This is a genomic window from Mesorhizobium sp. M7A.F.Ca.US.007.01.2.1 (genome assembly GCF_003998165.1).
Classification (GTDB): Bacteria; Pseudomonadota; Alphaproteobacteria; order Rhizobiales; family Rhizobiaceae; genus Mesorhizobium; species Mesorhizobium ciceri.
The window spans coordinates 1-21,776 of the sequence record NZ_RZQP01000097.1 but is presented as its reverse complement, the minus strand read 5'-3'; the positions used below and the strand labels follow the sequence as shown (position 1 = coordinate 21,776).

Annotated in this window: 25 protein-coding genes, 2 tRNA genes and 1 pseudogene; 12 read left to right on the top strand and 16 right to left on the bottom strand. The window is 62.5% G+C overall.

All coding sequences use genetic code 11. From position 1 onward, the window contains the following. Nucleotides 1–100 precede the first annotated feature (100 nt). Nucleotides 101–1,342, top strand: a complete 1,242-nt coding sequence (locus EN949_RS18550; RefSeq protein ID WP_127370762.1) for an FAD-dependent monooxygenase — start codon at nt 101–103, stop codon at nt 1,340–1,342. Between the two features lie 110 nt (nt 1,343–1,452). On the opposite strand, the gene EN949_RS18545 is transcribed toward EN949_RS18550, so the two are convergent. The 7 genes from EN949_RS18545 to EN949_RS18515 all read right to left on the bottom strand — a co-directional run bounded on the left by EN949_RS18545 (nt 1,453) and on the right by EN949_RS18515 (nt 8,532). After that, the gene (locus tag EN949_RS18545; RefSeq protein WP_127366758.1) at nt 1,453–2,121 is read right to left on the bottom strand and encodes a TIGR02117 family protein; all 669 of its coding nucleotides are present in this window, start codon (nt 2,119–2,121) and stop codon (nt 1,453–1,455) included. A gap of 112 nt (nt 2,122–2,233) precedes the next feature. Further along, entirely contained in the window at nt 2,234–3,037 is an 804-nt protein-coding gene (locus EN949_RS18540) for an amino acid ABC transporter ATP-binding protein (protein ID WP_013532420.1), read from the bottom strand. 84 nt (nt 3,038–3,121) lie between these two features. Continuing rightward, nucleotides 3,122–4,279, bottom strand: a complete 1,158-nt coding sequence (locus tag EN949_RS18535; protein WP_013532421.1) for an amino acid ABC transporter permease — start codon at nt 4,277–4,279, stop codon at nt 3,122–3,124. Nucleotides 4,280–4,288: 9 nt separating this feature from the next. After that, nucleotides 4,289–5,476 carry an amino acid ABC transporter permease gene (locus EN949_RS18530; RefSeq protein ID WP_063171823.1) on the bottom strand — a complete coding sequence of 396 codons (1,188 nt, stop codon included), beginning with the start codon at nt 5,474–5,476 and terminating at the stop codon, nt 4,289–4,291. Nucleotides 5,477–5,539: 63 nt separating this feature from the next. Continuing rightward, nucleotides 5,540–6,568, bottom strand: coding sequence for an amino acid ABC transporter substrate-binding protein (locus tag EN949_RS18525; RefSeq protein WP_024505009.1), 1,029 nt, complete (start codon nt 6,566–6,568; stop codon nt 5,540–5,542). A gap of 443 nt (nt 6,569–7,011) precedes the next feature. Then, entirely contained in the window at nt 7,012–7,887 is an 876-nt protein-coding gene (locus EN949_RS18520; RefSeq protein ID WP_127370760.1) for a DUF2182 domain-containing protein, read from the bottom strand. 9 nt (nt 7,888–7,896) lie between these two features. Further along, on the bottom strand, nt 7,897–8,532 hold the full coding sequence (locus EN949_RS18515) for a DUF1326 domain-containing protein (protein WP_127366702.1): 636 nt from the start codon (nt 8,530–8,532) through the stop codon (nt 7,897–7,899). 454 nt (nt 8,533–8,986) lie between these two features. Between EN949_RS18515 and EN949_RS18510 the strand changes: the two genes are divergently transcribed. From EN949_RS18510 to EN949_RS18490, 5 genes are all read left to right on the top strand, one after another. Continuing rightward, nucleotides 8,987–10,168: a cystathionine beta-lyase gene (locus EN949_RS18510; protein ID WP_064994363.1), complete on the top strand. Its 1,182-nt coding sequence runs from the start codon at nt 8,987–8,989 to the stop codon at nt 10,166–10,168. Between the two features lie 130 nt (nt 10,169–10,298). Continuing rightward, nucleotides 10,299–11,360: an HPP family protein gene (locus tag EN949_RS18505; RefSeq protein WP_127366701.1), complete on the top strand. Its 1,062-nt coding sequence runs from the start codon at nt 10,299–10,301 to the stop codon at nt 11,358–11,360. A 132-nt stretch (nt 11,361–11,492) separates the two neighbouring features. Next, a complete protein-coding gene (locus EN949_RS18500) occupies nt 11,493–12,167 on the top strand; it encodes an RNA polymerase sigma factor (RefSeq protein WP_013532428.1) in 675 nt (224 codons plus the stop codon). A gap of 117 nt (nt 12,168–12,284) precedes the next feature. Continuing rightward, a complete protein-coding gene (locus EN949_RS18495; RefSeq protein ID WP_127366700.1) occupies nt 12,285–12,809 on the top strand; it encodes a DUF4142 domain-containing protein in 525 nt (174 codons plus the stop codon). A gap of 11 nt (nt 12,810–12,820) precedes the next feature. Next, nucleotides 12,821–13,129: a cupredoxin family copper-binding protein gene (locus EN949_RS18490; RefSeq protein ID WP_027163334.1), complete on the top strand. Its 309-nt coding sequence runs from the start codon at nt 12,821–12,823 to the stop codon at nt 13,127–13,129. A 111-nt stretch (nt 13,130–13,240) separates the two neighbouring features. Here EN949_RS18490 and EN949_RS18485 read toward each other — a convergent pair whose 3' ends face one another. Beyond that, nucleotides 13,241–14,071 (bottom strand): crotonase/enoyl-CoA hydratase family protein, encoded by an 831-nt coding sequence (locus EN949_RS18485; protein ID WP_127366699.1) that lies wholly within the window; start codon nt 14,069–14,071, stop codon nt 13,241–13,243. A gap of 88 nt (nt 14,072–14,159) precedes the next feature. Here EN949_RS18485 and EN949_RS18480 point away from each other — a divergent pair, with 88 nt between their 5' ends. Next, the gene (locus EN949_RS18480; protein WP_024505017.1) at nt 14,160–14,747 is read left to right on the top strand and encodes a TetR/AcrR family transcriptional regulator; all 588 of its coding nucleotides are present in this window, start codon (nt 14,160–14,162) and stop codon (nt 14,745–14,747) included. Nucleotides 14,748–14,827: 80 nt separating this feature from the next. Here the strand turns inward: EN949_RS18480 and EN949_RS18475 are convergent, their stop codons facing one another. The 4 genes from EN949_RS18475 to EN949_RS18460 all read right to left on the bottom strand — a co-directional run bounded on the left by EN949_RS18475 (nt 14,828) and on the right by EN949_RS18460 (nt 18,725). Next, the gene (locus tag EN949_RS18475; protein WP_127370759.1) at nt 14,828–16,054 is read right to left on the bottom strand and encodes an anion transporter; all 1,227 of its coding nucleotides are present in this window, start codon (nt 16,052–16,054) and stop codon (nt 14,828–14,830) included. A 152-nt stretch (nt 16,055–16,206) separates the two neighbouring features. Continuing rightward, nucleotides 16,207–17,169 (bottom strand): glycosyltransferase, encoded by a 963-nt coding sequence (locus tag EN949_RS18470; RefSeq protein ID WP_127366827.1) that lies wholly within the window; start codon nt 17,167–17,169, stop codon nt 16,207–16,209. Between the two features lie 288 nt (nt 17,170–17,457). Further along, nucleotides 17,458–18,246, bottom strand: coding sequence for a GGDEF domain-containing protein (locus EN949_RS18465; RefSeq protein ID WP_027163337.1), 789 nt, complete (start codon nt 18,244–18,246; stop codon nt 17,458–17,460). Between the two features lie 257 nt (nt 18,247–18,503). Further along, nucleotides 18,504–18,725 (bottom strand): hypothetical protein, encoded by a 222-nt coding sequence (locus EN949_RS18460; protein WP_013532436.1) that lies wholly within the window; start codon nt 18,723–18,725, stop codon nt 18,504–18,506. 245 nt (nt 18,726–18,970) lie between these two features. On the opposite strand from EN949_RS18460, the gene EN949_RS18455 reads away from it, so the two are divergent. The 3 genes from EN949_RS18455 to EN949_RS18445 are packed head-to-tail and all read left to right on the top strand — an operon-like array spanning nt 18,971 to nt 19,818. Next, entirely contained in the window at nt 18,971–19,219 is a 249-nt protein-coding gene (locus EN949_RS18455; protein WP_127366828.1) for a hypothetical protein, read from the top strand. Continuing rightward, nucleotides 19,216–19,497: a helix-turn-helix transcriptional regulator gene (locus EN949_RS18450; RefSeq protein ID WP_081714406.1), complete on the top strand. Its 282-nt coding sequence runs from the start codon at nt 19,216–19,218 to the stop codon at nt 19,495–19,497. Before EN949_RS18455 ends, EN949_RS18450 begins: the two co-directional genes overlap by 4 nt. Nucleotides 19,498–19,536: 39 nt before the next feature. Beyond that, on the top strand, nt 19,537–19,818 hold the full coding sequence (locus EN949_RS18445; RefSeq protein WP_127366829.1) for a hypothetical protein: 282 nt from the start codon (nt 19,537–19,539) through the stop codon (nt 19,816–19,818). 86 nt (nt 19,819–19,904) lie between these two features. Here EN949_RS18445 and EN949_RS18440 read toward each other — a convergent pair. Both EN949_RS18440 and EN949_RS18435 read right to left on the bottom strand, forming a co-directional pair. Next, nucleotides 19,905–19,981, bottom strand: a tRNA-Arg gene (locus EN949_RS18440). 47 nt (nt 19,982–20,028) lie between these two features. After that, nucleotides 20,029–20,334, bottom strand: coding sequence for an ETC complex I subunit (locus tag EN949_RS18435; RefSeq protein ID WP_013532440.1), 306 nt, complete (start codon nt 20,332–20,334; stop codon nt 20,029–20,031). A 140-nt stretch (nt 20,335–20,474) separates the two neighbouring features. Here EN949_RS18435 and EN949_RS18430 point away from each other — a divergent pair. Together EN949_RS18430 and EN949_RS18425 are read left to right on the top strand one after the other, a co-directional pair. After that, nucleotides 20,475–20,551, top strand: a tRNA-Pro gene (locus tag EN949_RS18430). 97 nt (nt 20,552–20,648) lie between these two features. Next, nucleotides 20,649–20,930, top strand: coding sequence for a hypothetical protein (locus EN949_RS18425; RefSeq protein WP_013532441.1), 282 nt, complete (start codon nt 20,649–20,651; stop codon nt 20,928–20,930). A gap of 15 nt (nt 20,931–20,945) precedes the next feature. On the opposite strand, the gene hdaA is transcribed toward EN949_RS18425, so the two are convergent. Together hdaA and EN949_RS36570 are read right to left on the bottom strand one after the other, a co-directional pair. Next, the gene (gene hdaA, locus EN949_RS18420) at nt 20,946–21,650 is read right to left on the bottom strand and encodes a DnaA regulatory inactivator HdaA (RefSeq protein ID WP_013532442.1); all 705 of its coding nucleotides are present in this window, start codon (nt 21,648–21,650) and stop codon (nt 20,946–20,948) included. Nucleotide 21,651: 1 nt separating this feature from the next. After that, nucleotides 21,652–21,776: pseudogene (locus EN949_RS36570) on the bottom strand (AI-2E family transporter); the annotation flags it as partial.

Sequence of the window (21,776 nt, the reverse complement as noted above, 5' to 3'; positions counted from 1 at the left end):
ACGCTCTACCGCTATTCGCCGAAGCTGAAGGCGACGGAAACGCTGACGGCCGGATGCATCTACATCGAACAGGCCGCCTGAGACTTTCGCGACCAGCCCGATGAACGACACGCGTTCCCGGCAAATTGTCGTCGCCGGGGCCGGTGTCGCCGGATTGACCGCAGCCCTTGCATTCGCCTCGCGCGGCTACGCGGTTCGGGTGTTCGAACAGGCGCAGCGCCTGGAAGCTGCCGGCGCCGGCATCCAGCTCTCTCCAAACGCGACGCGCATCCTTCGCCAGCTTGGCGTGCTCGACCGGCTGCTGCCGGCAGCTGTGCGGCCGCAAGCCGTGGTGTTGAAGAAGGCCGCGACCTTGCGCGAACTGGCGCGCGTGCCGCTGGGGCAAGCCGCCGAAACCCGCTGGCAAGCACCCTATCTCGTCGCGCACAGGGCCGATCTGCAGAGCGCATTGACCGCGCGCGTTGCCGAGGTGCCGGATATCCATCTCACCACCGGCGCGCGCATCGGCGACGTTGCCTCCGGCCCGCATGGCATCACGGCGACGGCCGAGATCGACGGCAAGACCATCGAGGCGGAGGGCTTCCTGCTGGTCGGGGCCGATGGCGTCTGGTCGTCGGTGCGCGCACTTGTCGACTCGGCCAAGGGGTCGGCTTCGCCAAGAAACCATTTCTCCGGCGAACTGGCCTGGCGCGCGACCATCGCGGCTGATAGCGCCGCGGGGCAGAGCTTTGCCGCCATCGGCGCCAGGGACTGCGTCACCACCTTCCTGCATCCCGGCTTCCATATGGTGGCCTATCCCGTCAGCAAGGGTGCGGCCTTCAATCTCGCGGCCTTCACCAGGGGCGACCGCATTGCCGAAGGCTGGTCCGGCAACGCCGACGCCGGGATCCTGACCCGAGCTCTTGCCGGCACCGCGGCAGAACTTGCCCGTCTGGTCGAGCAGGCCGGCCCGTGGACCGCGTGGCCGATCCACACTGTCGACCCGCAACAGCCCTGGACAACACCGAACGGCATGGCGCTGATCGGCGACGCCGCGCATGCGATGACCCCATTCGCGGCGCAAGGTGCGGCCATGGCGATCGAGGATGCAGCGACGCTTGCCGACGCCGTCTACGCCTCCCCTACGGACCCGCTGGCCGCGCTTGCTGTTTGGGAGCAGTCGCGGCGGCCGCGTGTCGCGCAGGTCGCCCGACGCGGCGCTGTCAACCGGCTGGCCTGGCATGCCGCAGGGCCGGTGGCGATTGCGCGCAACGTGTTCCTGAAAATGCGCACGTCGGAAAAACTCGCGGCGGATTTGGACTGGCTCTATGGCTGGCGGGCACCGGAGGCTGACGAAAGCTGAAACCTGCGAAAGGTTGGCGGGACAGCCCCCTCTGTCCTGCCGGACATCTCCGGCAGGACAGAGGGGGCTGTGAAGGAACGCGACGCTCGCCAATTCGCGGAATGCCCACGCTAATTATACAGCCGCATCGATAGCCCGAGCGATACAGGCAGCGGATTCCACCAGCCGGTGCGCAAGCCTGCGGTGCGCAAGGCGGCCGCCGTCCAGGTGTTGCAGCCGATCAGTGCGTTGAAATGGCCGTTGGCTTCGTAGAAGCCGTCGAACCTGGAATAGGCCGCGTCCGGAACGAGGATCGGGCCTTCCGGTCCGCGCTGGAAACTCGCATCGATGAAATCGAGCAACGCCGCGAACCGGTCCTCTGTGATGTCGAACCCCGCGATGTCAGGACGCGGTTCGAGGATGTCACCGGCGACATCGACATGCATGACCGACGCGTCGAGGGTCAGTGCCTTCATCACCGGTACCGCCTTCAGCTCGGACCATGTCGGCGTCTCCAGGTAGAAGGCGCGACCGCCCCAGCCGAAGACGATGTAGCGGACCTCCGGCCTGTCGGCCGGTATGCCGGCGTCGACCAGGAAGTGGAAACGCTGGCGCACGGCATCGTCGACCGGGATGGCGATATCGGTGTGGATCGGATTGTTCAGCACCAGGATGTGGCGCGTCGCGGCGGGCATGGCGGCGGCCGCCGGCCACAGCGGCCGCGGCACGAGGGTGCCCGTCGTCACGGCGAGAGCGACGACAATCAACAGAAGGCCTAGAAAACGTCCCAGTCTCTTCATGAAAGGCGGCTCTGCAAAAGCGCTCCAGCGCGACAGGAACGGTCGCCTGTTATGCCATACGCAAAAGAGCCCGGCAGTGTTTCAGCCGGGCTCCTCGCAAACATCGAAAGGCCTAGTGCAGGATCTGCGACAGGAACAGCTTCGTGCGCTCATGGCGCGGGTGGTCGAAGAACTCGGCCGGCGTGTTCTGCTCGACGATCTGGCCCTGGTCCATGAAGATCACCCGGTTGGCGACCTTGCGGGCAAAACCCATCTCGTGGGTGACGCACAGCATGGTCATGCCTTCTTCGGCAAGGCCCACCATGGTCTCCAGCACTTCCTTGATCATCTCCGGATCGAGCGCCGAGGTCGGCTCGTCGAACAGCATGATGCGCGGGTTCATGCACAGCGAACGGGCAATCGCCACACGCTGCTGCTGGCCGCCGGAAAGCTGGCCGGGATATTTGTTGGCCTGTTCCGGGATCTTGACGCGCTTGAGGAAATGCATGGCGATTTCCTCGGCCTGCTTCTTCGGCGTCTTGCGCACCCAGATCGGCGCCAGCGTGCAGTTCTCCAGGATGGTCAGATGCGGGAACAGGTTGAAGTGCTGGAACACCATGCCGACCTCGCGGCGCACCTCGTCGATCTTCTTGAGATCGTTGGTCAATTCCTTACCGTCGACGATGATCTTGCCCTTCTGGTGCTCCTCCAGGCGGTTGATGCAGCGGATCATGGTCGATTTGCCGGAGCCGGAGGGGCCGCAGATGACGATGCGCTCGCCGCGCATCACTTTCAGGTTGATGTCCTTCAGCACATGGAACTCGCCATACCATTTGTGCATGGCGATGATGTCGATGGCGACATCGGTCGTCGAAATCTGCATCTTGGCGGCGTTGACCTTGATCTCTTCTGCGCTGACGGCATTTTCGGTGGCCATGAGAGGATCCCCTTGTTCTTTTGTTGTTGGTAATGATGCCTGTCGTTACCCCAAAACCGCTATACACTTTTGGGCGACATGCATTCAGCGTTTGTGGCCGGTGTCGAGCCGGCGTTCGGTGTACATTGAATAGCGCGACATGCCGAAGCAGAACAGCCAGAAGACGAAGGCCGCGAAGATCAGGCCAGACCTCGCCGTCTGCGCGGTTGCCCAGTTTGCATCGGAAAAATTCTGTTTGACGATGCCGAGCAGGTCGAACATCGAAATGATGATGACCAGGCTGGTGTCCTTGAACATGCCGATGAAGGTGTTGACGATGCCCGGGATGACCAGTTTCAGCGCCTGCGGCATGACGATGAAATACATCTTCTGCCAATAGCCGAGACCGAGCGAATCGGCGCCTTCATACTGGCCCTTGGGGATCGCCTGCAGGCCGCCGCGCACCACTTCGGCCATATAGGCGGCGGCAAACAGCGACACGCCGATCAAAGCGCGCAGGAACTTGTCGAACGAAACGCCCTCCGGCAGGAACAGCGGCAGCATGACGCTGGCGAAGAACAGCACGGTGATCAGCGGGATGCCGCGCACCGTCTCGATGAAGACGACGCACAGCGTCTTGATGATCGGCATCTTGGAACGGCGGCCGAGCGCCAGCACGATGCCGAGCGGCAGCGACACGGCAATGCCGACGAAGGACAGGCTGAGCGTTACCAAGAGCCCGCCCCAAAGCGATGTCTCGACATGCGGCAGGCCGAACATGCCGCCGACCAGCAGGACGAAGGCGACGATCGGCAGCACGAAGAACAGCAGAACCGCATTCAGCCCTTTGCGTGGCACCTTCGGCATCAGCATCGGCACCAGCAGCGCCACGAACAGGATGGCGACCAGGATCGGCCGCCAGCGCTCCTCGATGGGATAGCGGCCGAGCATGAACTGGCCGAACTTGGCATTGACGAAAGCCCAGCAGGCGCCGGTCCAGCCATCCGGCTGGATGCCGCCTTGCGCCACCGTGGCGCATACGGTCCGGTCCGGCCCCGTCCACACGGCGTTGATGAACGCCCAATTGATGATTTGCGGCAGGATCATCGCCACCAGGGCGATGCCGACGATTGTCAAAATGGTGTCGCCGGTAGACGCGATCAGGTTCTTGCGCACCCATGCGCCGAGGCCGGTGACGCTGGCGGGCGCCGGCTGCGCCAGCACCATTTCGGTGCGCACCCAGGACATATCATGTTCTTGCATGTCCTTACCTCACCTCTCCACCAGCGCCATCTTGGCGTTGAACCAGTTCATCACAAGCGAGGTCAGAAGGCTGATGGCGAGATAGATCACCATCATGATCACCACGCCCTCGACGGCCTGGCCGGTCTGGTTCAGCACTGTCCCGGCGGTCGCCGTCAGGTCGGGATAGCCGATGGCGATGGCCAGCGACGAGTTCTTGGTCAGGTTGAGATACTGGCTGGTCAGCGGCGGAATGACGATGCGCATGGCCTGCGGCACGACGACCAGCCGCAGGATCGATCCGGACCGCAATCCCAACGCACCGGCGGCTTCCGTCTGGCCCGCGCTGACACCCCTGATGCCGGCACGCACGATCTCGGCGATGAAGGCGGCGGTATAGCAGGACAGCGCCAGATAAAGCGACAGGAACTCCGGCCGGACCTGAAAGCCGCCGGTCAGGTTGAAAGTCGACTGTTTGGGGTAGTCGAAGCTCAGGGGAAAGCCGCTCAGCGCATAGGCGAGCAGCGGCAGCCCGACGATCAGCGCCGCGGATGTCCAAAACACCGGAAATTGCTGGCCGGTCGCCATCTGCCGTTGCCGCGCCTTGCGCGCGACGAACCACGCCATGGCGATGCCGACGAGCAGGGCGACGAAGATCAGCCATGAACCGTCGCCCCATACGGCGCGTGGAAAATAGAAACCGCGCTGGTTGAGGAAGGAGCCGAACGGCAAATTGATGCTGTCGCGTGGCGCCGGCAGCACGGCCAGCACGCCGGAATACCAGAAGAAGATGACCAGCAGCGGCGGGATGTTGCGGAAGACCTCGACATAGACGGTGCAGATCTTCCTGATCAGCCAGTTCTTCGAGAGCCGGCCGATGCCGATGACGAAGCCGATGATTGTCGCGGTGATGATGCCGACGATGGCGACGATGACCGTGTTGAGGAGGCCGACCAGAATGGCGCGGCCATAGGTCGAATCCGACGAATAGGCGATCGCGCTCTCGCTGATATCGAAGCCGGCTCGGCCCTTGAGGAAGCCGAAGCCTGAAGCGATGCGCAACCGCGTCAGGTTGTCGATGACGTTGTGGGCAATCCACCAGACGCCCGCCACCAGCAGCACGACGACCAGCAGCTGGAAGAATATGCCCCGGATTTTCGGATCGTTGATGAAGGAACCGCGGCTGGGCTCCTCGCGAAGTACGTCCTGCGATGCCATTCGACCGTCCCCTGGAAAGAGAAACCGGGAGGCAGATGATCTGCCTCCCGGATCACATTTCGATCAGCGGATCGGCGGCGCGTATTGCAGGCCGCCCTTGGTCCACAGCGCGTTGATGCCGCGCGCGATCTTCAGCGGGCTGCCCGAGCCGACATTGCGCTCGAACATTTCGCCATAATTGCCGACGGCCTTGACGATGTTGACCACCCAGTCATTGGAGACGCCGAGATCGGTACCGATCTTGGTGTCGGCTTCCTGGCCGAGAACGCGCTTGATCTCGGGGCTGGCCGAGTTCTTCATCTCATCGACATTGGCCTTGGTGATGCCGAGCTCTTCAGCCTGCAGCAGCGCGAAATAGGTCCATTTGACGATGTGGTACCACTGGTCGTCGCCCTGGCGAACGGCCGGTCCGAGCGGCTCCTTGGAGATGATCTCGGGCAGCACGACATGGTCGGCCGGCGATCCCAGCGTCAGGCGGATGCCATAGAGGCCCGACTGATCGGTGGTGTAGACGTCGCAGCGGCCGGCATCATAGGCGGCGTTGACCTCTTCCAGCTTTTCGAAGACGACGGGATTGTACTCCATCTTGTTGGCCTTGAAGTAGTCGGCGAGGTTCAGCTCGGTGGTGGTGCCGCTCTGCACGCAGACGGCTGCGCCCGAAAGCTGCAATGCCGAATTGACGCCCGGCAGCTTCTTGGCGTTGATCATGAAACCCTGGCCGTCATAATAGGTGACGCCGATGAAATTCAGGCCGAGTGCCGTATCGCGGTTGATGGTCCAGGTGGTGTTGCGCGACAGGATGTCGATCTCGCCCGACTGCAGCGCGGTGAACCGCTCCTTGGCGCTGAGCGGCGTGAACTTGACCTTGGAGCCGTCACCGAAGACGGCAGCCGCGACAGCGCGGCAGAAATCCGCATCGATGCCCTGCCAGTCACCCTTGTCGTCCGGCGCCGAAAAGCCGGCCAGGCCGGTGGAGACGCCGCACTGGATGAAGCCCTTCGCCTTGACGGTGTCGAGCGTGGCCGCCGACGCGGCGGACGCCATCAATCCAAGCGTGGCGGCGCCTAGAATGCCGATAGCAATGTGTTTCATGACCCACAGACCCTTTTCTCTGTTTTTCAGGAGTAGATCCTGATTTTTTTCTCCCGTGTGAACGCGGCTTCATCCCGGCCCATCCCGAAACCCCGCATCGTAACCGACGCGCCGCCTCCCATTCACAAATGTCATCGAAGGCGATAATTCCTGTGAGGTCAAGGGAAATGACCCAAACCCGAAGAGTTTGAAAACCGATTGCCGTAAATGCCTGATTTACAGACAAACACGCCCGCGAATTAGTCAGCAGGGGCCAATAAAGGCGGCAAAGCTGATGCAACGCCAACGCGGGGCCGATACCGGCCGCGGCAGCGAAATCCATCCAGGGCAAATACCTCGTGGTTGTTGACCTCCGCGTGGGGCGAACTACCATGTCCCAAGATTGTCTTCTGACGATTTACTGGCGGCTGCAGTCCAATACAGGTCGCAGACGAAGACTGTTCTCAAAAGGCTTGAAAGACGATCCAGGTCCCGATGCCAGCCATCAACGCGCCTGAAACGCGCGGAATCCGCTGCCCGGTCGGCACCGTCTTCTCCAGCAGGACCAGGATGGCGATGCCGGCGATCCACAGCACGTTCATGACGCCACCGACGAACAGCAGGGCCATCAGCGCCCAGCAACACCCCAGACAGTAGGCGCCGTGATCGATGCCCAGCCGAAGCGCGCCGAGCGGAGCGGAGCGGAATCCGCCATGGCCGGCCAGGAACGCGATCGGGGCCTGACATTGGCGCAGGCAGACGCCCTTCATCGGCGTCCATTGATAGAGACCGGCGGCGATCAGGACGAGGCCGCCGAGGACCGCGCTGCCGGTCGCCATCGAGGGGTCGAGCAAGGCAAGACGGGCGAGCAGCCATTGCGCACCGGTCGCCACGAGGCTGAAGACGACCCAGACGGCGAGGTAGCCGGCAAAAAACCATCCCGTCGAAGCGATGGGCCTGCCATCCGCCCGCGCCTTGCGGCCGACGCCGGCATAGAGCAGCAACATCGGTGCGACCGAAGGCGTCATCATGCCGACCATCATCACCGCCCACATCGTGAAGGTGAAAGCGAAATCGGCCAATGCCCAGGCCCGGATGCCTGGCGCCACTGCGGCGCCCATATCCATGCCGCCCATATCCATGTTCGACCCGTCCATATTCGACATGTCCATTCCGGCCATGTCACCGCCTCCGCTGTCCGGCAAGGCGGAGCCGGGCATGACCATGTCGGTGGCGAGCCACAGCACATAGGCCCAGGCGAGCACGGCAATCACCACGAGCGCGGCCATCACGACCGCGCGATCGCGCCGCAGCACCGCCTCGAGGGCCGTGTCGCCCATTGGATCAGGTCAATGCACGATGCCGCTCTGCGTGAGATGCAGATTGGCGAAATGGCTGTGCGTATCGGCCAGCTCGAACTTGATCGGGCCCGTCGCCTTTGTCCAGCCGCGCCCGACCTCGGCGATCGCGTATTCGAAGCCGTGCGGCAGGTCGATGCGCGCCTGGTGGGCAGCGCCGGTGACCGGATTCCGGATCGGCTCGCCACGACCGTCGGTTATACCCTCGACATGCAGCTGACTGGTTCGCGCGTCGACGTCGACGTTGAATTCGATCGGCGCAAAGATCGGGTCGTGGAACTTCTCCAGCGTGGTCGAAAAGACCTGGAATATCGTTGCACCCGGTTCGGTGTCCAGACCGCCCAATATGCGAAGCAGCGCGCCACGTTGGGCTTCCGTCGCCCTCTCGTCGATGATCACCGCGGCTTCGCCCCCGCCCTGGTGTATGGCGCCGGGCCAGCTGAAAATCCCGACGAACCGCAATCCGTCGAGCTTGGTGTCGCCGTGATGGCCGCTTTCGATTTCCATGCCGGCGACCGCCTGGCAGAACCCGTATGTCGGCATGGCGTTGAACTGGCACGGGCAGCCATAGGCGCAGTTGCAGTTGATGAATTCGCGCGCCTTCATGGCCCATTTGACGTCCGGCATGGCATTCCTCCCTTGCCGCGCTCACGCTTGGTGAGCGCGATCCGGATCGTGGAGGACCAGAGGTCAACCGGCAGCAACCATCCGGCAGCATCTGATCGAAGCAATCCGGCGATTGATATTAGCCGACAATCATATACTTTCCGCAGCCGCCCACAATAGCCGATCGGCGGAGATGAGGGCTCCGAACGCGGGTCAATCAAGGACCGCCTTTTCGCGATAGGAATTTTTTCTTGACACCCTGCCCTCAGCTATGATACATTTTTGTCCATGGTGCTGATTTGCGCCGATGACCCGCCGCACAGGCGGGTTTTTCGTTTGATATCCTGTCCCCGCATCGCTGTTTTTGCCGCGACGAATTGGCATATTCGAAGTCCATCTCCTGGCGGACGGTGGCTGTTGCACGGTCCATGCCGCCGCACTATGGCTAGCGGCTTGTCAAACAAGGCGACGCAGAATGGCGAAAGACGGCGAGCACTTTAGCGGCGGGATGGGCATCAACACGCGGCTTGCCCATTCGGGCAACAATCCGCACGACTATTTCGGCTTCGTCAATCCGCCGGTGGTGCATGCCTCGACCGTGCTTTTTCGCGACGCGGCGTCAATGGCGGCTCGCACCCAGAAATACACTTACGGCACGCGCGGCACGCCGACGACCGATGCGCTCGCCCACGCCATAGACGCGCTGGAAGGTTCGGCAGGCACGATCCTGGTGCCGTCGGGCCTTGCGGCGGTGACGGTACCGCTGCTCGCCTTCGTGTCGGCCGGCGACCATCTGCTGATCGTCGATACCGTCTATCATCCGACCCGCAACTTCGCCGACACGATGCTGAAGCGGCTGGGCGTCGAGGTCGAGTACTACGCCCCCCATGTCGGCGCCGGCATCGCGGCGTTGATCAAGCCCAACACCAAGGTGGTGTTCACGGAATCACCGGCCTCCAACACCTTCGAGGTGCAGGACATCCCGGCCATCGCCAAGGCGGCGCACGCCGCGGGCGCCATCGTCATGATGGACAATACCTGGGCGACGCCACTGTATTTCCGCCCCCTCGACCACGGTGTCGACATCTCGATCCATGCGGCGACCAAATACCCGGCCGGCCATTCCGACGTGCTGCTTGGAACGGTGTCGGCCAATGAGAGCTGCTGGACGCATCTTTATGAAAGCTTCTGCACGCTTGGCTGCTGCGCCGGGCCCGACGACGTCTACCAGGTGCTGCGCGGCCTGCGCAGCATGGGCGTGCGCCTCGAACACCATCAGCGCAGCACGCTTGCCATCGCCTCCTGGCTCGAAGGCCAGAAGGGCGTGGCGCGCGTGCTCCACCCGGCCCTGCCCAGCCATCCGGATCACGCTCTATGGAAGCGGGATTTCTCCGGCTCCAGCGGCATCTTTTCCATCGTGCTTGCCGGTGGCGGCCAGAAGCAGCAGCACGCCTTTCTCGACGCGCTGCAAATCTTCGGCCTCGGCTATTCCTGGGGCGGTTATGAGAGCCTTGCGGTACCGGTCTGGCTCGGCGACCGCGTTGTCGCGAAGGCCCCCTATGAGGGTCCATTGATCCGCCTGCAGATCGGCCTCGAGGACGTCGACGACCTGAAGGCCGACATTTCGCGCGGTCTGGCCGCGGCGGCGGCTGCGTAGCGGAATTCTATTCCCTCAAATTGCAGTTTCCCGGATCAGTTTGGCTTTCAAATTCAACGATGCCGCGTCATTGCGGTGCGATCAGCACATTTTCGACTTCCCCTGGAATATCGGCAGAGTTTTCGACCCCATGGCTTTCCGCCTTTTTGTTCCCATTCTTGCCGGCGCGACGCTGCGCGAGCGTCTCGTCGCCTGTATCGGCGCGACGATCGGCATTGCACTCACCGGTGTGATCGCCAGCCTTGTGCTCGGCAACGGCCCGCACGTGCCGCTGCTGGTGGCGCCGATGGGGGCGTCGGCGGTGCTGCTGTTCGCCGTGCCCGCCAGTCCGCTGGCACAGCCATGGTCGATCATCGGCGGCAACACGATATCGGCACTGGTCGGCGTGATCGTGGCGCATTTCATCCACGAAACCGCCCTTGCCAGCGGCATCGCGGTGGCACTGGCCATCGCCGCCATGTCGTTCACGCGCTGCCTGCATCCGCCGGGCGGAGCGGCCGCGCTGACCGCGGTGCTGGGAGGGCCTGCCGTGATCAGCGCCGGCTTCCTGTTTCCATTCGTGCCGGTGGCGCTGAACTCGATCCTGCTGGTGGCGCTCGGCTACGGCTTCCACAGGCTGGCCCGGCGCAATTATCCGCATGTGCCGGTTGCGGCGCCGGCAAACAGCCACGGCACCGGCGATCTGCCGGCGCAGCTGCGCGTGGGCTTTCGGTCGGAAGACATCGATGCCGCGCTTGGCGCACTCGACGAGACGTTCGATATCGATCGCAACGATCTCGACCGGCTGCTGCGGCAGGTCGAATTGCAGGCGATGGTGCGCGCGCACAAGACCCTTCTGTGCGAGGACATCATGTCGCGCGATGTGATCTCGGTCGATGCTCACACCTCCACCGAGGCGGCGCGCCAATTGCTGCTTGACCACAACATCCGCACCTTGCCGGTCGTCAATGCGGAAGCCAGGCTGGCAGGCACGGTGGGGTTGCGCGAACTCACCCAGGCCTCGGGGACGGTTGGATCCGTCTTATCGCCCGCGGCAACAGCCGCCGCCGGCGTCGCCGCCATGGGGCTGCTGCCCGTGCTCACCGATGGCCGCAGCCATGCGGTCATCATCGTCGACGACGACAAGCGAATTCTCGGGCTGATCACCCAGACCGATCTGTTGGCGGCCACGGCGCGCTTGCAGGCTGCCTGACAAGCCTTCGCTCGCACTGTAGTGTAGCGGCCGCCGGACCCGGCAGAAAATCTTCGGGAACCTTTTGCCGGCGACAGCGTCCAATCTCCCAATCGAGATCCTGGTTCGGAGATTGGGTTGAGGAAACTTGCCATGCCTGCTGTGTTGACGGCCGTGCCTTCCGCTGTGCCAGGGGAGATGCAGCTTGTGCACCGCGCGCTGGCGCGCGACGGCGACGCCTTCCGCACCATCATCAAGACACACAATCAGCGGCTTTACCGGATCGCGCGCGGCGTCGTGCGCAATGACAGCGAGGCCGAGGACATCGTGCAGGAGGCATACGTCAAGGCCTTCGCCCATCTCGATGCGTTTCGCGGCGACTCCTCGCTCGCCACATGGCTATCGCGCATCGTCATCAACGAGGCGCTCGGCCGGCTGCGCAAAAGACGCAAAACGGTGGCGCTGCCGGAAAATCCGCAAGCCGAGATCATCCGGTTTCCCCTCAATCCCAGCGACGATCCGGAACGGACAATGGCGCAACGGCAGATCCTCCAACTGGTCGAACAGGCCACCGACAGCCTTCCCGACGTCTACCGGACGGTGTTCGTGGCGCGGGTGATCGAGGGGCTGAGCATCGAAGAGACCGCCGACCTCCTCGGCGTGCGGCCGCAAACCGTCAAGACAAGGCTGCACCGCGCCCGCGCCCTTGTCCGCAAGGCGCTGGACGACCAGATCGGGCCGGTGCTGCTCGACGCCTTCCCCTTCGCCGGCCGGCGTTGCGAACGACTGACCAGCGCCGTGATGCGACGGCTCGGGCTGGAAAGCTGAGCCTCAGCGGATTTCAGTTCATTTCAGCGGGAACGTTTGCCGCTGACCAGCATCCAATGACCGTCAACCGAAAAACACTGTCCGGGACGATTTCAGCGTCCCGGCGAAGGAGATGCCATGTCTATCCGACACACTGCTGCGCTCGCCGCCCTGCTGCTGCTCGGCACCGCGCCGTTCGCACAAGCCGCCGACAAGCCGACCGATCCGCAGATCGCCCATATCGCCTACACGGCCGGGGTCATCGACATCGAAGCGGCCAAGCTGGCCATCGACAAATCGAAGAACAAGGAGGTTGTCGATTTCGCCAAGGATATGGTCCGCGATCACGAGGCTGTAAATGTTCAGGCGCTCGACCTGGTCAAGAAGCTCAAGGTCACCCCGGAAGACAACCCCACCAGCAAGGCGCTGACCAAAGCTGCGACGGAGGAGCGGGCCAAGCTCGCCAAACTCCACGGCGCTGCCTTCGACAAGGCCTATGTCGACAATGAGGTCGCCTATCACAAGCAGGTCAACGGCGCGCTCGAAACCGTTTTGATCCCGTCGGCGCAGAATGCCGAGCTGAAAAGCCTGCTGGAAACCGGCCTGAAGATATTCCAGGGCCATGAGCAGCACGCCGAACACGTCGCCGGCATGCTCAAGTAAGGACCGGGAGCATGCAGAACCGCCATCTGTGGATTGCGTTGACGCTGGCCGTCGGGATCGTGCCGGCGCAAGCCGAAACCATCCAGGTCACCATCGACAGGCTGGTGTTCTCTCCGGCCACCGTCGAGGCAAAGGTCGGCGACACGATCGAGTGGGTGAACAAGGATGTGTTCGCCCACACGGCCACCGTGAAAGGCGGCTGGGAAGTGATGATCCCGCCGAAGAAATCCGCAAGCCTGACTTTGAAGACGGCGGGACCGGTCGACTACTTCTGCCGCTTTCACCCCAACATGAAGGGCCGTTTGGTGGTGGCGCCCTGATCCAGCTCCGACGAGTGCATGTCGCCCAAAAGTAACCTCGGTTTTGGGAGAACGACACGCATGAAAACAAAGACCTGAAGCGGGTCGCCTGAGGAATTCAAGCGACCCGCTTCAGGCTCGCCTGGCCTCGTCGGGACGCGCGATATGTGTCCACGAGCCGTCATAGCCCGGCTCGCGGCGTGCAATCCAGGCATTCAGCCCTTCGCGCAGATCAGCGGTCGGGGCCATGCGCGCAAACTGCTCGGCCTCGACCAGCAAACCTTCGGCGATGCTCTGGTTGAGGCCGAGCGCCACTGCCGTGAGGATGCCGGCAATCGCCAGATCGGAGTGCCGCAGGATACGCCTGGCCAGATCAAATGCCGCCGGCATCAACTCGGCATGCGGCACAACCTCGTTGACGAGACCCAGTTCAAGCGCCCGCGGCGGCGCAAACCAGTCGCCGGTCAACAGCAGTTCGAGCGCCCGCTTGCGCCCCGCGAGCCTCGGCAAGCGCTGGGTTCCACCAAAGGTCGGCGGCATTGCGAGGTTGATTTCCGGCTTGGCGAACAAAGCGCGGTCACTGGCGATAGCGAGCGGTACGGCCTCGGTGATTTCGCAGCCGCCACCAAAGGCAATACCGTTGACGGCGGCGATGATGGGCTTGCGGTAGGCTTCCAGCCTCGCCGTCAGCCGCTGCCCGCGCATGACGAAATCCCGCATCGCGACATCGACCCCAAGCGCCACGCTGGCCGAGAACTCGTGAATGTCGCCGCCCGCCGAAAACGCCCGCTCCCCCGCTCCGGTCAGAATGACCGCACGAACGCTGTCATCGACTTCCATGTCGTCAAGGACCGCAAGCAGGCGATCGATCAGGGCATAGTTCAGCGCGTTGAGTTTCTCCGGCCGGTTGAGGGTGAGGATGGCAATCCCATCCCGGGTTTCGCTAAGGACAAGATCTGTCATTTGGCTGTTCCTTCTCCATCATGCTGATGGCTGGAAGACTATGCCCTTTGTCGCTTGTGTATATTCACTAGTCGGTATACGTAGGCTCATGCCTGACACGCAGAGCCCTACCCGCAAACGCATTGTCGATGCCGCGACCAGGCTCTTCTATGCAGAAGGAATCGGTCGTGTCAGCGTCGATGCCGTTGCCGAGGAAGCGGGTCTCACCAAGCGCACACTCTACTACCATTTCAAGAGCAAGGACGACCTGATCGCGGCCTATCTCGACGGCCGCGACCAACCCAATCTGAAGCGGATGGCCGGCTGGTTCGAGGCTGCCGAAGGCGGCGCGGATCGCAAGGTCGAGGCAATCTTCACCAATCTGGCGAGGTCCGCTCGCCACCCGAAATGGAAAGGATGCGGCTTCCTGCGCACGGCCGCCGAACTCGCCTCGATGCCCGGACATCCGGCGGTCAAGGTCGGCGCGCGGCACAAGCTGAATTTCGAAACATGGCTGGCCGGCGCCCTGTCGGACCATGGCGTCGCGGAGCCGCAAACCCTGGGGCGCGAGATCGTGCTTTTGATCGACGGCTGCTTTTCGATCATGCTGATCCACCGCAACCCCGATTACATCGAAGCGGCCGGACGCGCCGCGGCGACGCTGGTGCGGGCGCGACTTTCAGGCAGCCAGGTCTAAAGCGCGACGCGCTTTAAGCCTTTGGTTTTATGCATGTCGTTGCCCTAAAACCGGGGCCACTTTTGGGGCAACGACATGCATTAGAAACCGAAAGCCAGCCATGCGGTGCCGGCGGCCAGCGTTATCAGCGTCAAAGGCAAGCCGACCTTGAAAAAAGCGCCGAACGACAGCGTCGTGCCGGCGGCGCGTGCCTGTTCGGCGACGATCAGGTTGGCGACCGAACCCAGCAGCGTGAAATTGCCGGCCAGCGTCGAGCTCATGGCGACGACCAGCCAGGCGCGCTCGGGGTTTTCGAGGCCGGGTATGAAGGGCCGCAGCGCCAGCACGGCCGGAACATTGCTCATGATATTGGAAAGCACCGCAGTGAAGCCGGACAGGCGCCAGACGTCGTCCAGCCCGAGATTCCTGGCCGAAGCGATTATGTCTGGCGAAAGAAGCGTCTTTTCGGCGCCGGCGACGACCACGAACAGACCGGCGAACATGAACAGCAGCGGACCGTCGATCACGCGGTAGATGCGCTCCGGCTTGATGGCCCGGGTGAGCAAGAGGATGGCGCCGCCGATGAGTGCTGCCTTGGCGACGGGCACGCCGGCGAAGAAGGCAATTGCCAGCCCGATGCAGACCACCACCGCCTTCAGCACCTGCCCCTTGTGCATGCGGCCACGCGAGACCTCGGGCGTCAGTTGGACGGTGCGGGCGAATTCGGCCCGGAAGACAATACGGATGATGACAACGACCGCGACGAGGCCGAACAGAGCGACCGGAGCCAGCGCTGCCGAAAAGGCCGGATAGGAAATGCCCGACAGCGCGCCGATGACCATGTTTTGCGGATTGCCGGTGATGGTTGCGACGCTGCCGCAATTCGACGCGGTGGCGGTGGCGATCAGATAGGGGATCGGGTTGCGCTTGATCACACGGGTGACGTGAACGACGATCGGCGCCATGACGAGACAGATGGCGTCGTTGACCAGGAAAGCGGACAACACGCCGGTCAGCAGCGTCACCATCACCAAGAGCATGAAGGGCGCATGCGCGTGCTCGATGGCGACGGCGCCAAGGCCACGAAAGGCGCCCGACACTTTTAAATGCGCCACCACGATCATCATGCCGAGCAGAAGCGTGATGGTGTCGAAATTGATCGCCCGGTACGCATCCTCCATGCTGAGCGCGCCGATGGCGATCATCGCGGCCCCGCCGAGAAGCGCGATCCCTGCCCGGTCGAGGCGCAGGCCGGGGATGCGGCCAATGGCAACACCGGCGTAAGTCAGGATCAGGATCAGCAGTGCCGCCGCGCCCATCAATGTCATCGATAAGAAGTCCTGCCCAGTCTGTGGCACGCCGCTGGCTGTCGGCCCCATTCGTCCGCTTTGCGTGCCTGCTTTAGCGCGATGTCGAGATCGATGACAGCGGGCATGTTGTTGCGCCAAGGATGTCCCATGGCCCAAGGGATGACGTGCAGCTAACGCAGGTAGAAATCCAGCCTCTGTCGCACAGCTTGGGAAGAATAGATCTGCTCGACGGTCTGCCGTGCCTTGAGGCCCACTGCCGCCCGCAGCGCCGGGTCGGCTTTGAGATCGGCCAGGATGCGCGCCGCCTGCTGCGTCGTTTCGAACAAGAAACCGTTTTCGCCATGCCTGATATGGTCGGAATAACCGCCATATGAATGGCAGACCACGGGCAACCCGCAGGCCATCGCCTCGAACACCACGCGACCGAAGGTTTCCATATGCCAACCGGTGCGATAATAAAACACGTCGAGCGTCTGCAGAAACTCTTCGGCGGAAAATTGGCCGGGTGGGAACAGTTCGAGTTGCGGATGCGGCATGAGGCTGTCCTTGAGCCCTATCCCTCCCTGTATCCGCAAGGCTGTACCTTCGGCCAGCAATGTCTCGTAGAGGGGTATGTCATCGGGATGATGTTTGCCCGGCCCATCGCGGCTCAAGCGTCCGACGGTGAAGGGACGATCCGAACCCAGACGCCGTGGTGAAAAACGTTCGATATCGATCGGAGACGGATGCACGGTGCCATCGACTTGGAGCATCCGTCTCTGAAAATCGGAAATCAGCACCAGTTCGGCGTCGGGCCAGTTCAGCATGCCGGGCATGCGTCTCGTCAGCGAGATGATTTTCGGGTGAAAGGTATTGAAGACATAGATCAGCCGGCGCGGCCGCGGGATCAGGTAAGGCCATATCTTGTTGCGCCAATGAGAGCCGAGAAAGACGTAGGTACCGCCATTCGGTACATCCCACTTCGACAGCGAGACGCGGCGAATCGGGAAATTCCGCATCAACTCGCCGGACACGCTGGAGGAGGTTGCCCACAGATGCACCTCGGAATCGACACTCAACAGCCGGTACAGTTCCAGAGCTTCAAGGTCACTGCCACCGAAGGGGTCCTGAAAGCCGTTGAACAAATGGATCATAATAGCTGTGTTTACCTGACCGTTTCCGCATATGTTCGCCAGCATCAAAAATCATGATCGCTGTCGGCCGGAACGCTTGGAAACTCAGAGTCAAAACCGTTTCTGCCGACAACGAAACATCGCCAACGCGGGGGAGTATACCGGCAAGCGGTTGCAGTCCATGGCCCATCGAGCCGGCATGCTGTCCGTAAGGATCGGATTCCTTGCGGCTGATTATAAGTATTTGGAAACATAGAGGGAGCGTCTGTTTCGAGAGCTTCCCGATCAGCCTTCTGCAAGTTTCACCCGTCAATGCACGGTGGCGACGCCGGGCGCAGGCGCCGGAGACGTTCCGGCCGGATCGAAGCTGACTTGATCGCGTCCGTTCGACTTGGCCGTGTAAAGCCTTCTGTCGGCAGCGGAGAAGATTTCCTCATAGGTGATCGGGCCGGTAAAGCTTGTGCCGCCGATGCTGACGGAAAGCGGACAAGGCCTGCCGCCGGGTGAGAATTCCATCTCCCTGATACGCCGGCGGATGCTTTCGGCAACCACCCAGGATTGCGAGGGATCCACGCCGGGCAGAAACACGCCGAATTCTTCGCCGCCGATGCGGCCGACGATATCGCTGCCACGCAGTTGCCCCTTGATCGCCTGCGCTATCAGTTTGAGGGCCTGATCGCCGCAATCGTGGCCCAGGCGGTCATTGATCGACTTGAAGTGGTCCGCGTCGATGATCAGCAGCGCCCCCGAACGGGTCTGCTCCTGCTTGCGGGTCTGCTCGAGATAGGCTTCGACCAGCATCGAGAAGGCGCCACGGTTCAGCACCGCCGTCAGACTGTCGGTCGCGGCGAGGACGCTGAGATCGCGCTGCGCGATGGCCAGCTGGCGAATCTTCCACATCAGGAAAAACAGAAACGAGCCGCCCAGCACCAAAGGCAGCATCAGGTCGGTCATCTGCGCCCGCCACACGGCCTCGGGCGAAAGATAGGGAAAATTGAAGGAATCGACGAAGAACGCCACGGCAATGAAGAATGCCGTACCGACTGCCGTGACAGCGATCACCCTGCCCCAGCTCGTCGGCGACAGATCGAGCTTCATCGCGTCCACTCCGTTAGCCGTCGCTACTATGACGCACCAACCCAAACAAATTGATAAGACTTTCCCTCCAATTCGATGTCGGCGGCGGAATCAAATCCACCGGCCAACCAGCCCCTGCCTATGACTTGCGACAGACGCTTGCGCAGACGCCACAGGACGGCCGCTGGAAAGCAGCCATCCTGTTTCAAAGTGTGAAGGCGTGGGCCCATTGCCGGCCGGGCAAGGGCAAAACGGCGCGCGAAGCCAGATCGCCCGTGTCAGTTGAGCGTCGGTTCACCCAGCGCATCGACGACAAAGGATGCCGCGATCAGGTCGTCGGCATCGAGACGCAGGGAGCCTCCGTCGCCTCCCATGGCAGAAGCCACTTTTTGAAAGGTCTTCATTTCGTATTCCGTGATCCGGGCGTCCTGCATCCTGGCCCTGAGATCGGCAATGCGCCGATCGAGGGCCGAAGATATCCCTATTTCTCGCTTCGACATGGCAACACTCCTCCCCACCCTTGTTTGCCTCCCGCCTGTCCACTTTTATATGAGGGTCCGCGAATACAGCGGGCCGAACGCGCCGTGCGCGGGAAGGTTCCGAAAAGGCCGAGTAACGAAATAATACGCTGGCGCGGAGCCACGCCCGCGGACTTTTCTATATGAGACCCAGCTAATCCTTGACGCCGGCGGATGCCGCCCCAGAATCAGAGCATGGCAATAAAGTCGGCGACGAGGTGGCGGTCATGGCGACGGTGCTGAAGCGCGTCACGAAGGACCGCGTCAGCGTGTCGATCCCCGGTCTTCCGCATTCGGTCATTGATCCGGCAACCAGGCTGACCAGGGGCCAGCAGATGGAATTGCCCGGGGACGTTTCGCGGATCGACGGCGACAAGGTCACGGTGTCGCTCGGGCCAATGGTCACGGTGGATCTGGACAAGGTGCGCGTGGTGCAAAGCCGTGTCCCGCCGAAGCGAAGGACCGTCAGGATGTGAACAAGCGAAGCGCCACCGTCTCAGGGATACAACCCCTTACACCCCAGCAGTGCAGAGCTGCACGAGCGATCCTGAAGTGGTCGCAGGTGCGACTCGCCGCGAAGTGCGGCCTCAGCGAAGGAACGATTGGCAGTTTTGAGAGCGGGCGAAGGATTCCCAGTCCCGCCAAGCTGGCTGCCATCCGTCGAGGCTTGGAGGCAGCGGGCGTGGTTTTCATCGATCAGAAGACCGCGGTGACAAAGAGCGGTCCGCCTCGCGAAACTATTAGTGGAACATAATTTAGATATCGCTGTTAGGCCGTAAATGGGAGGCGCGCGATGTCACAACATGAAATCGGCATTGTTTCGGACTGGTCGAAATTGGTGGCGGACGATCCTCTGATCGCCGCCGATATAACCCAGCGCCTTTCTGTGCGCGCTTGCAATGACAACGCTGCCACCGCCGCCGACGTCCCGTCGCCCGGCACCGAAACATTTCGGGGTCCCGACATAACCAGCCTCGCAACACCCACCGAATATCCTCGGCCGATCGTGCTCCTAGCGACGATCTATGCGTCGACGGTCCTCGGGGTAACGCTGCTTCTGGCGGCAGCGGTCTGAGCGCACGAGGCCTGATACCGCTCTCTGAAAGCCCATGTCTCCGGTATAAACCGTAACCTATGTGTCCGGAACGGACCGAAAGGCTTTGGCGATCCCGACAGGATTCGAACCTGTGACCATCGGCTTAGAAGGCCGGTGCTCTATCCAGCTGAGCTACGGGACCGCTGGCCGGCCGTTGGGCCGGCTGGATATTCTGGCGCCGGGCGCCGTTCAATGCGTCCAGGGCGTCCTGCGGTCATAGCGGAAATTCTCCGCATAGGAAATCTGGCGGCGCTTGGTCTCTTTCGGCTCTTCGACGCGGAAAGCGAGCCCTTGCTTTTCGGCGTAGGCGACCGCCTCTTCGCGCGTGTCGAAGCTAAGCCTGATCTGGCTTCTCATGTCTGCCGACGTCGTATAGCCCATCAGCGGATCGATCTTCTTGCGCGACTCGGGATCGAATTCCAGCACCCAGTAACCGGTCTTGGCCTTGCCGGACTGCATCGCGGTTTTGGCTGGGCTGAAAATGCGCGCGGACATGGTCACCTCGTTCTTGTGCAAGGCAGCATCGCCACCCTTCGCCCGTCATTACTGCGCAATGCGCACGGCGGCAAGGTTTTTGCTCTCGCAGGTTTTTGCACTTGCCATGCACCACCGAAATGAATAGGCAACAGACCGTTCGGAGTGTAGCGCAGCCTGGTAGCGCATCTGGTTTGGGACCAGAGGGTCGGGAGTTCGAATCTCTCCACTCCGACCATCCCCTCACAGCCCAATGCCCGGCGCAGCCATACGGTTCACTTGCTACGGCTCCGGCCGTGTGTCCGGCGCCGCGGTTCGGCAAACAGGGGGGTCAGATGCTTGGAATCGATGCCTGGGTGTCGCTTTTCGGACCGGCCTACTTTGCCTATGCCGGCATAACGGTTCCGGTCATGGTGACGTGGGCAATTGCCTGCGCCGCACTGGCGATGTGGAACAACCGTGAAAGCCGCAGACAGGCGAGGCAGGCCCCGGGCGCCGTGGTCTCCCGCTCCTGGCGTGTCAGTATCGGGATGTTTGTGCTGGTCGCCGCCGGCTATATCGCCGCTCACTCTGCCGTCTATCTCGCAGTCCGTCATTTCGCCAGAATGTGGCTCTGAGACCGGCCTCTCAGGCTAGATCTCGAACTCGCCCTGCCCTTCATCCATGGCACTGACGGTTTCGGCTGCCAGCGCCCTGGTGATCGGCGTCTTGCGTTCGAGCGCGGTCCGGTCGAGCCGCTCCACCACGCGCATCGCTGTCGCCAGCGAGCGCTCGATGCGGCGGACCAGATATTGCACGACATGCGGTTCGACCTCGATCTGACGGTCGGCGAAGAGTTTTGTGATGACGCCTGCCAGCAGGAGATCGTCGGGCTCATGAATTTCGACTGTCGCAGCCGCCTTCAGCCGCGAGGCAAGATCAGGCAGGCCAACACCCCAGGCCGAGGGAAAGCGGCGCGCCGTCAGAAGCAGTTGCGAGCCGGCACCACGCACCGCATTGATCAGATGGAACAGGCCTTGTTCGTCAACCGTCCCGGTATCGACATCGTCGATCAGCGCCGGCCGCGCGCCGAGATTGGCGATGCTGTCCCCGATGCGCCTGGCGTCGACCGCCGCCGCATTGGCACGCGCGCGCCAGATCGAGGCCAGATGCGTCTTGCCAGAACCCGCGGGACCGGCCAGCACCACCACCGGCGATGGCCAGTCCGGCCAGCGGTCGACCAGCGCAACCGCCTGGTTGTTGGTGCCGGAGACGACGAGTTCGTCACGCGAATAGCCGGTGCCATGGCCGAGGTCGAGCGGCAACTGGCGCGGCGGGTCGGTTGGCTGGGCAGTCACTTCAGCGACGCGGTTGCGTGCGGTGGCCGCCGCCGCGATCGGCCGGAAGCTGCGGCACAGGTGCCGCGCCGCGGCCCTTGTAGAGCGGCGATTCGAGATAGCGGGCTATTGCGAACCGCACCAGCA

Excerpts from the sequence above, each read along its gene's own strand:
- EN949_RS18550 (WP_127370762.1), top strand. The coding sequence starts at position 101 with ATGAACGACACGCGTTCCCGGCAAATTGTCGTCGCCGGGGCCGGTGTC.
- EN949_RS18545 (WP_127366758.1), bottom strand. The coding sequence starts at position 2,121 with ATGAAGAGACTGGGACGTTTTCTAGGCCTTCTGTTGATTGTCGTCGCT.
- EN949_RS18540 (WP_013532420.1), bottom strand. The coding sequence starts at position 3,037 with ATGGCCACCGAAAATGCCGTCAGCGCAGAAGAGATCAAGGTCAACGCC.
- EN949_RS18535 (WP_013532421.1), bottom strand. The coding sequence starts at position 4,279 with ATGCAAGAACATGATATGTCCTGGGTGCGCACCGAAATGGTGCTGGCG.
- EN949_RS18530 (WP_063171823.1), bottom strand. The coding sequence starts at position 5,476 with ATGGCATCGCAGGACGTACTTCGCGAGGAGCCCAGCCGCGGTTCCTTC.
- EN949_RS18525 (WP_024505009.1), bottom strand. The coding sequence starts at position 6,568 with ATGAAACACATTGCTATCGGCATTCTAGGCGCCGCCACGCTTGGATTG.
- EN949_RS18520 (WP_127370760.1), bottom strand. The coding sequence starts at position 7,887 with ATGGGCGACACGGCCCTCGAGGCGGTGCTGCGGCGCGATCGCGCGGTC.
- EN949_RS18515 (WP_127366702.1), bottom strand. The coding sequence starts at position 8,532 with ATGCCGGACGTCAAATGGGCCATGAAGGCGCGCGAATTCATCAACTGC.
- EN949_RS18510 (WP_064994363.1), top strand. The coding sequence starts at position 8,987 with ATGGCGAAAGACGGCGAGCACTTTAGCGGCGGGATGGGCATCAACACG.
- EN949_RS18505 (WP_127366701.1), top strand. The coding sequence starts at position 10,299 with ATGGCTTTCCGCCTTTTTGTTCCCATTCTTGCCGGCGCGACGCTGCGC.
- EN949_RS18500 (WP_013532428.1), top strand. The coding sequence starts at position 11,493 with ATGCCTGCTGTGTTGACGGCCGTGCCTTCCGCTGTGCCAGGGGAGATG.
- EN949_RS18495 (WP_127366700.1), top strand. The coding sequence starts at position 12,285 with ATGTCTATCCGACACACTGCTGCGCTCGCCGCCCTGCTGCTGCTCGGC.
- EN949_RS18490 (WP_027163334.1), top strand. The coding sequence starts at position 12,821 with ATGCAGAACCGCCATCTGTGGATTGCGTTGACGCTGGCCGTCGGGATC.
- EN949_RS18485 (WP_127366699.1), bottom strand. The coding sequence starts at position 14,071 with ATGACAGATCTTGTCCTTAGCGAAACCCGGGATGGGATTGCCATCCTC.
- EN949_RS18480 (WP_024505017.1), top strand. The coding sequence starts at position 14,160 with ATGCCTGACACGCAGAGCCCTACCCGCAAACGCATTGTCGATGCCGCG.
- EN949_RS18475 (WP_127370759.1), bottom strand. The coding sequence starts at position 16,054 with ATGACATTGATGGGCGCGGCGGCACTGCTGATCCTGATCCTGACTTAC.
- EN949_RS18470 (WP_127366827.1), bottom strand. The coding sequence starts at position 17,169 with ATGATCCATTTGTTCAACGGCTTTCAGGACCCCTTCGGTGGCAGTGAC.
- EN949_RS18465 (WP_027163337.1), bottom strand. The coding sequence starts at position 18,246 with ATGAAGCTCGATCTGTCGCCGACGAGCTGGGGCAGGGTGATCGCTGTC.
- EN949_RS18460 (WP_013532436.1), bottom strand. The coding sequence starts at position 18,725 with ATGTCGAAGCGAGAAATAGGGATATCTTCGGCCCTCGATCGGCGCATT.
- EN949_RS18455 (WP_127366828.1), top strand. The coding sequence starts at position 18,971 with ATGGCGACGGTGCTGAAGCGCGTCACGAAGGACCGCGTCAGCGTGTCG.
- EN949_RS18445 (WP_127366829.1), top strand. The coding sequence starts at position 19,537 with ATGTCACAACATGAAATCGGCATTGTTTCGGACTGGTCGAAATTGGTG.
- EN949_RS18435 (WP_013532440.1), bottom strand. The coding sequence starts at position 20,334 with ATGTCCGCGCGCATTTTCAGCCCAGCCAAAACCGCGATGCAGTCCGGC.
- EN949_RS18425 (WP_013532441.1), top strand. The coding sequence starts at position 20,649 with ATGCTTGGAATCGATGCCTGGGTGTCGCTTTTCGGACCGGCCTACTTT.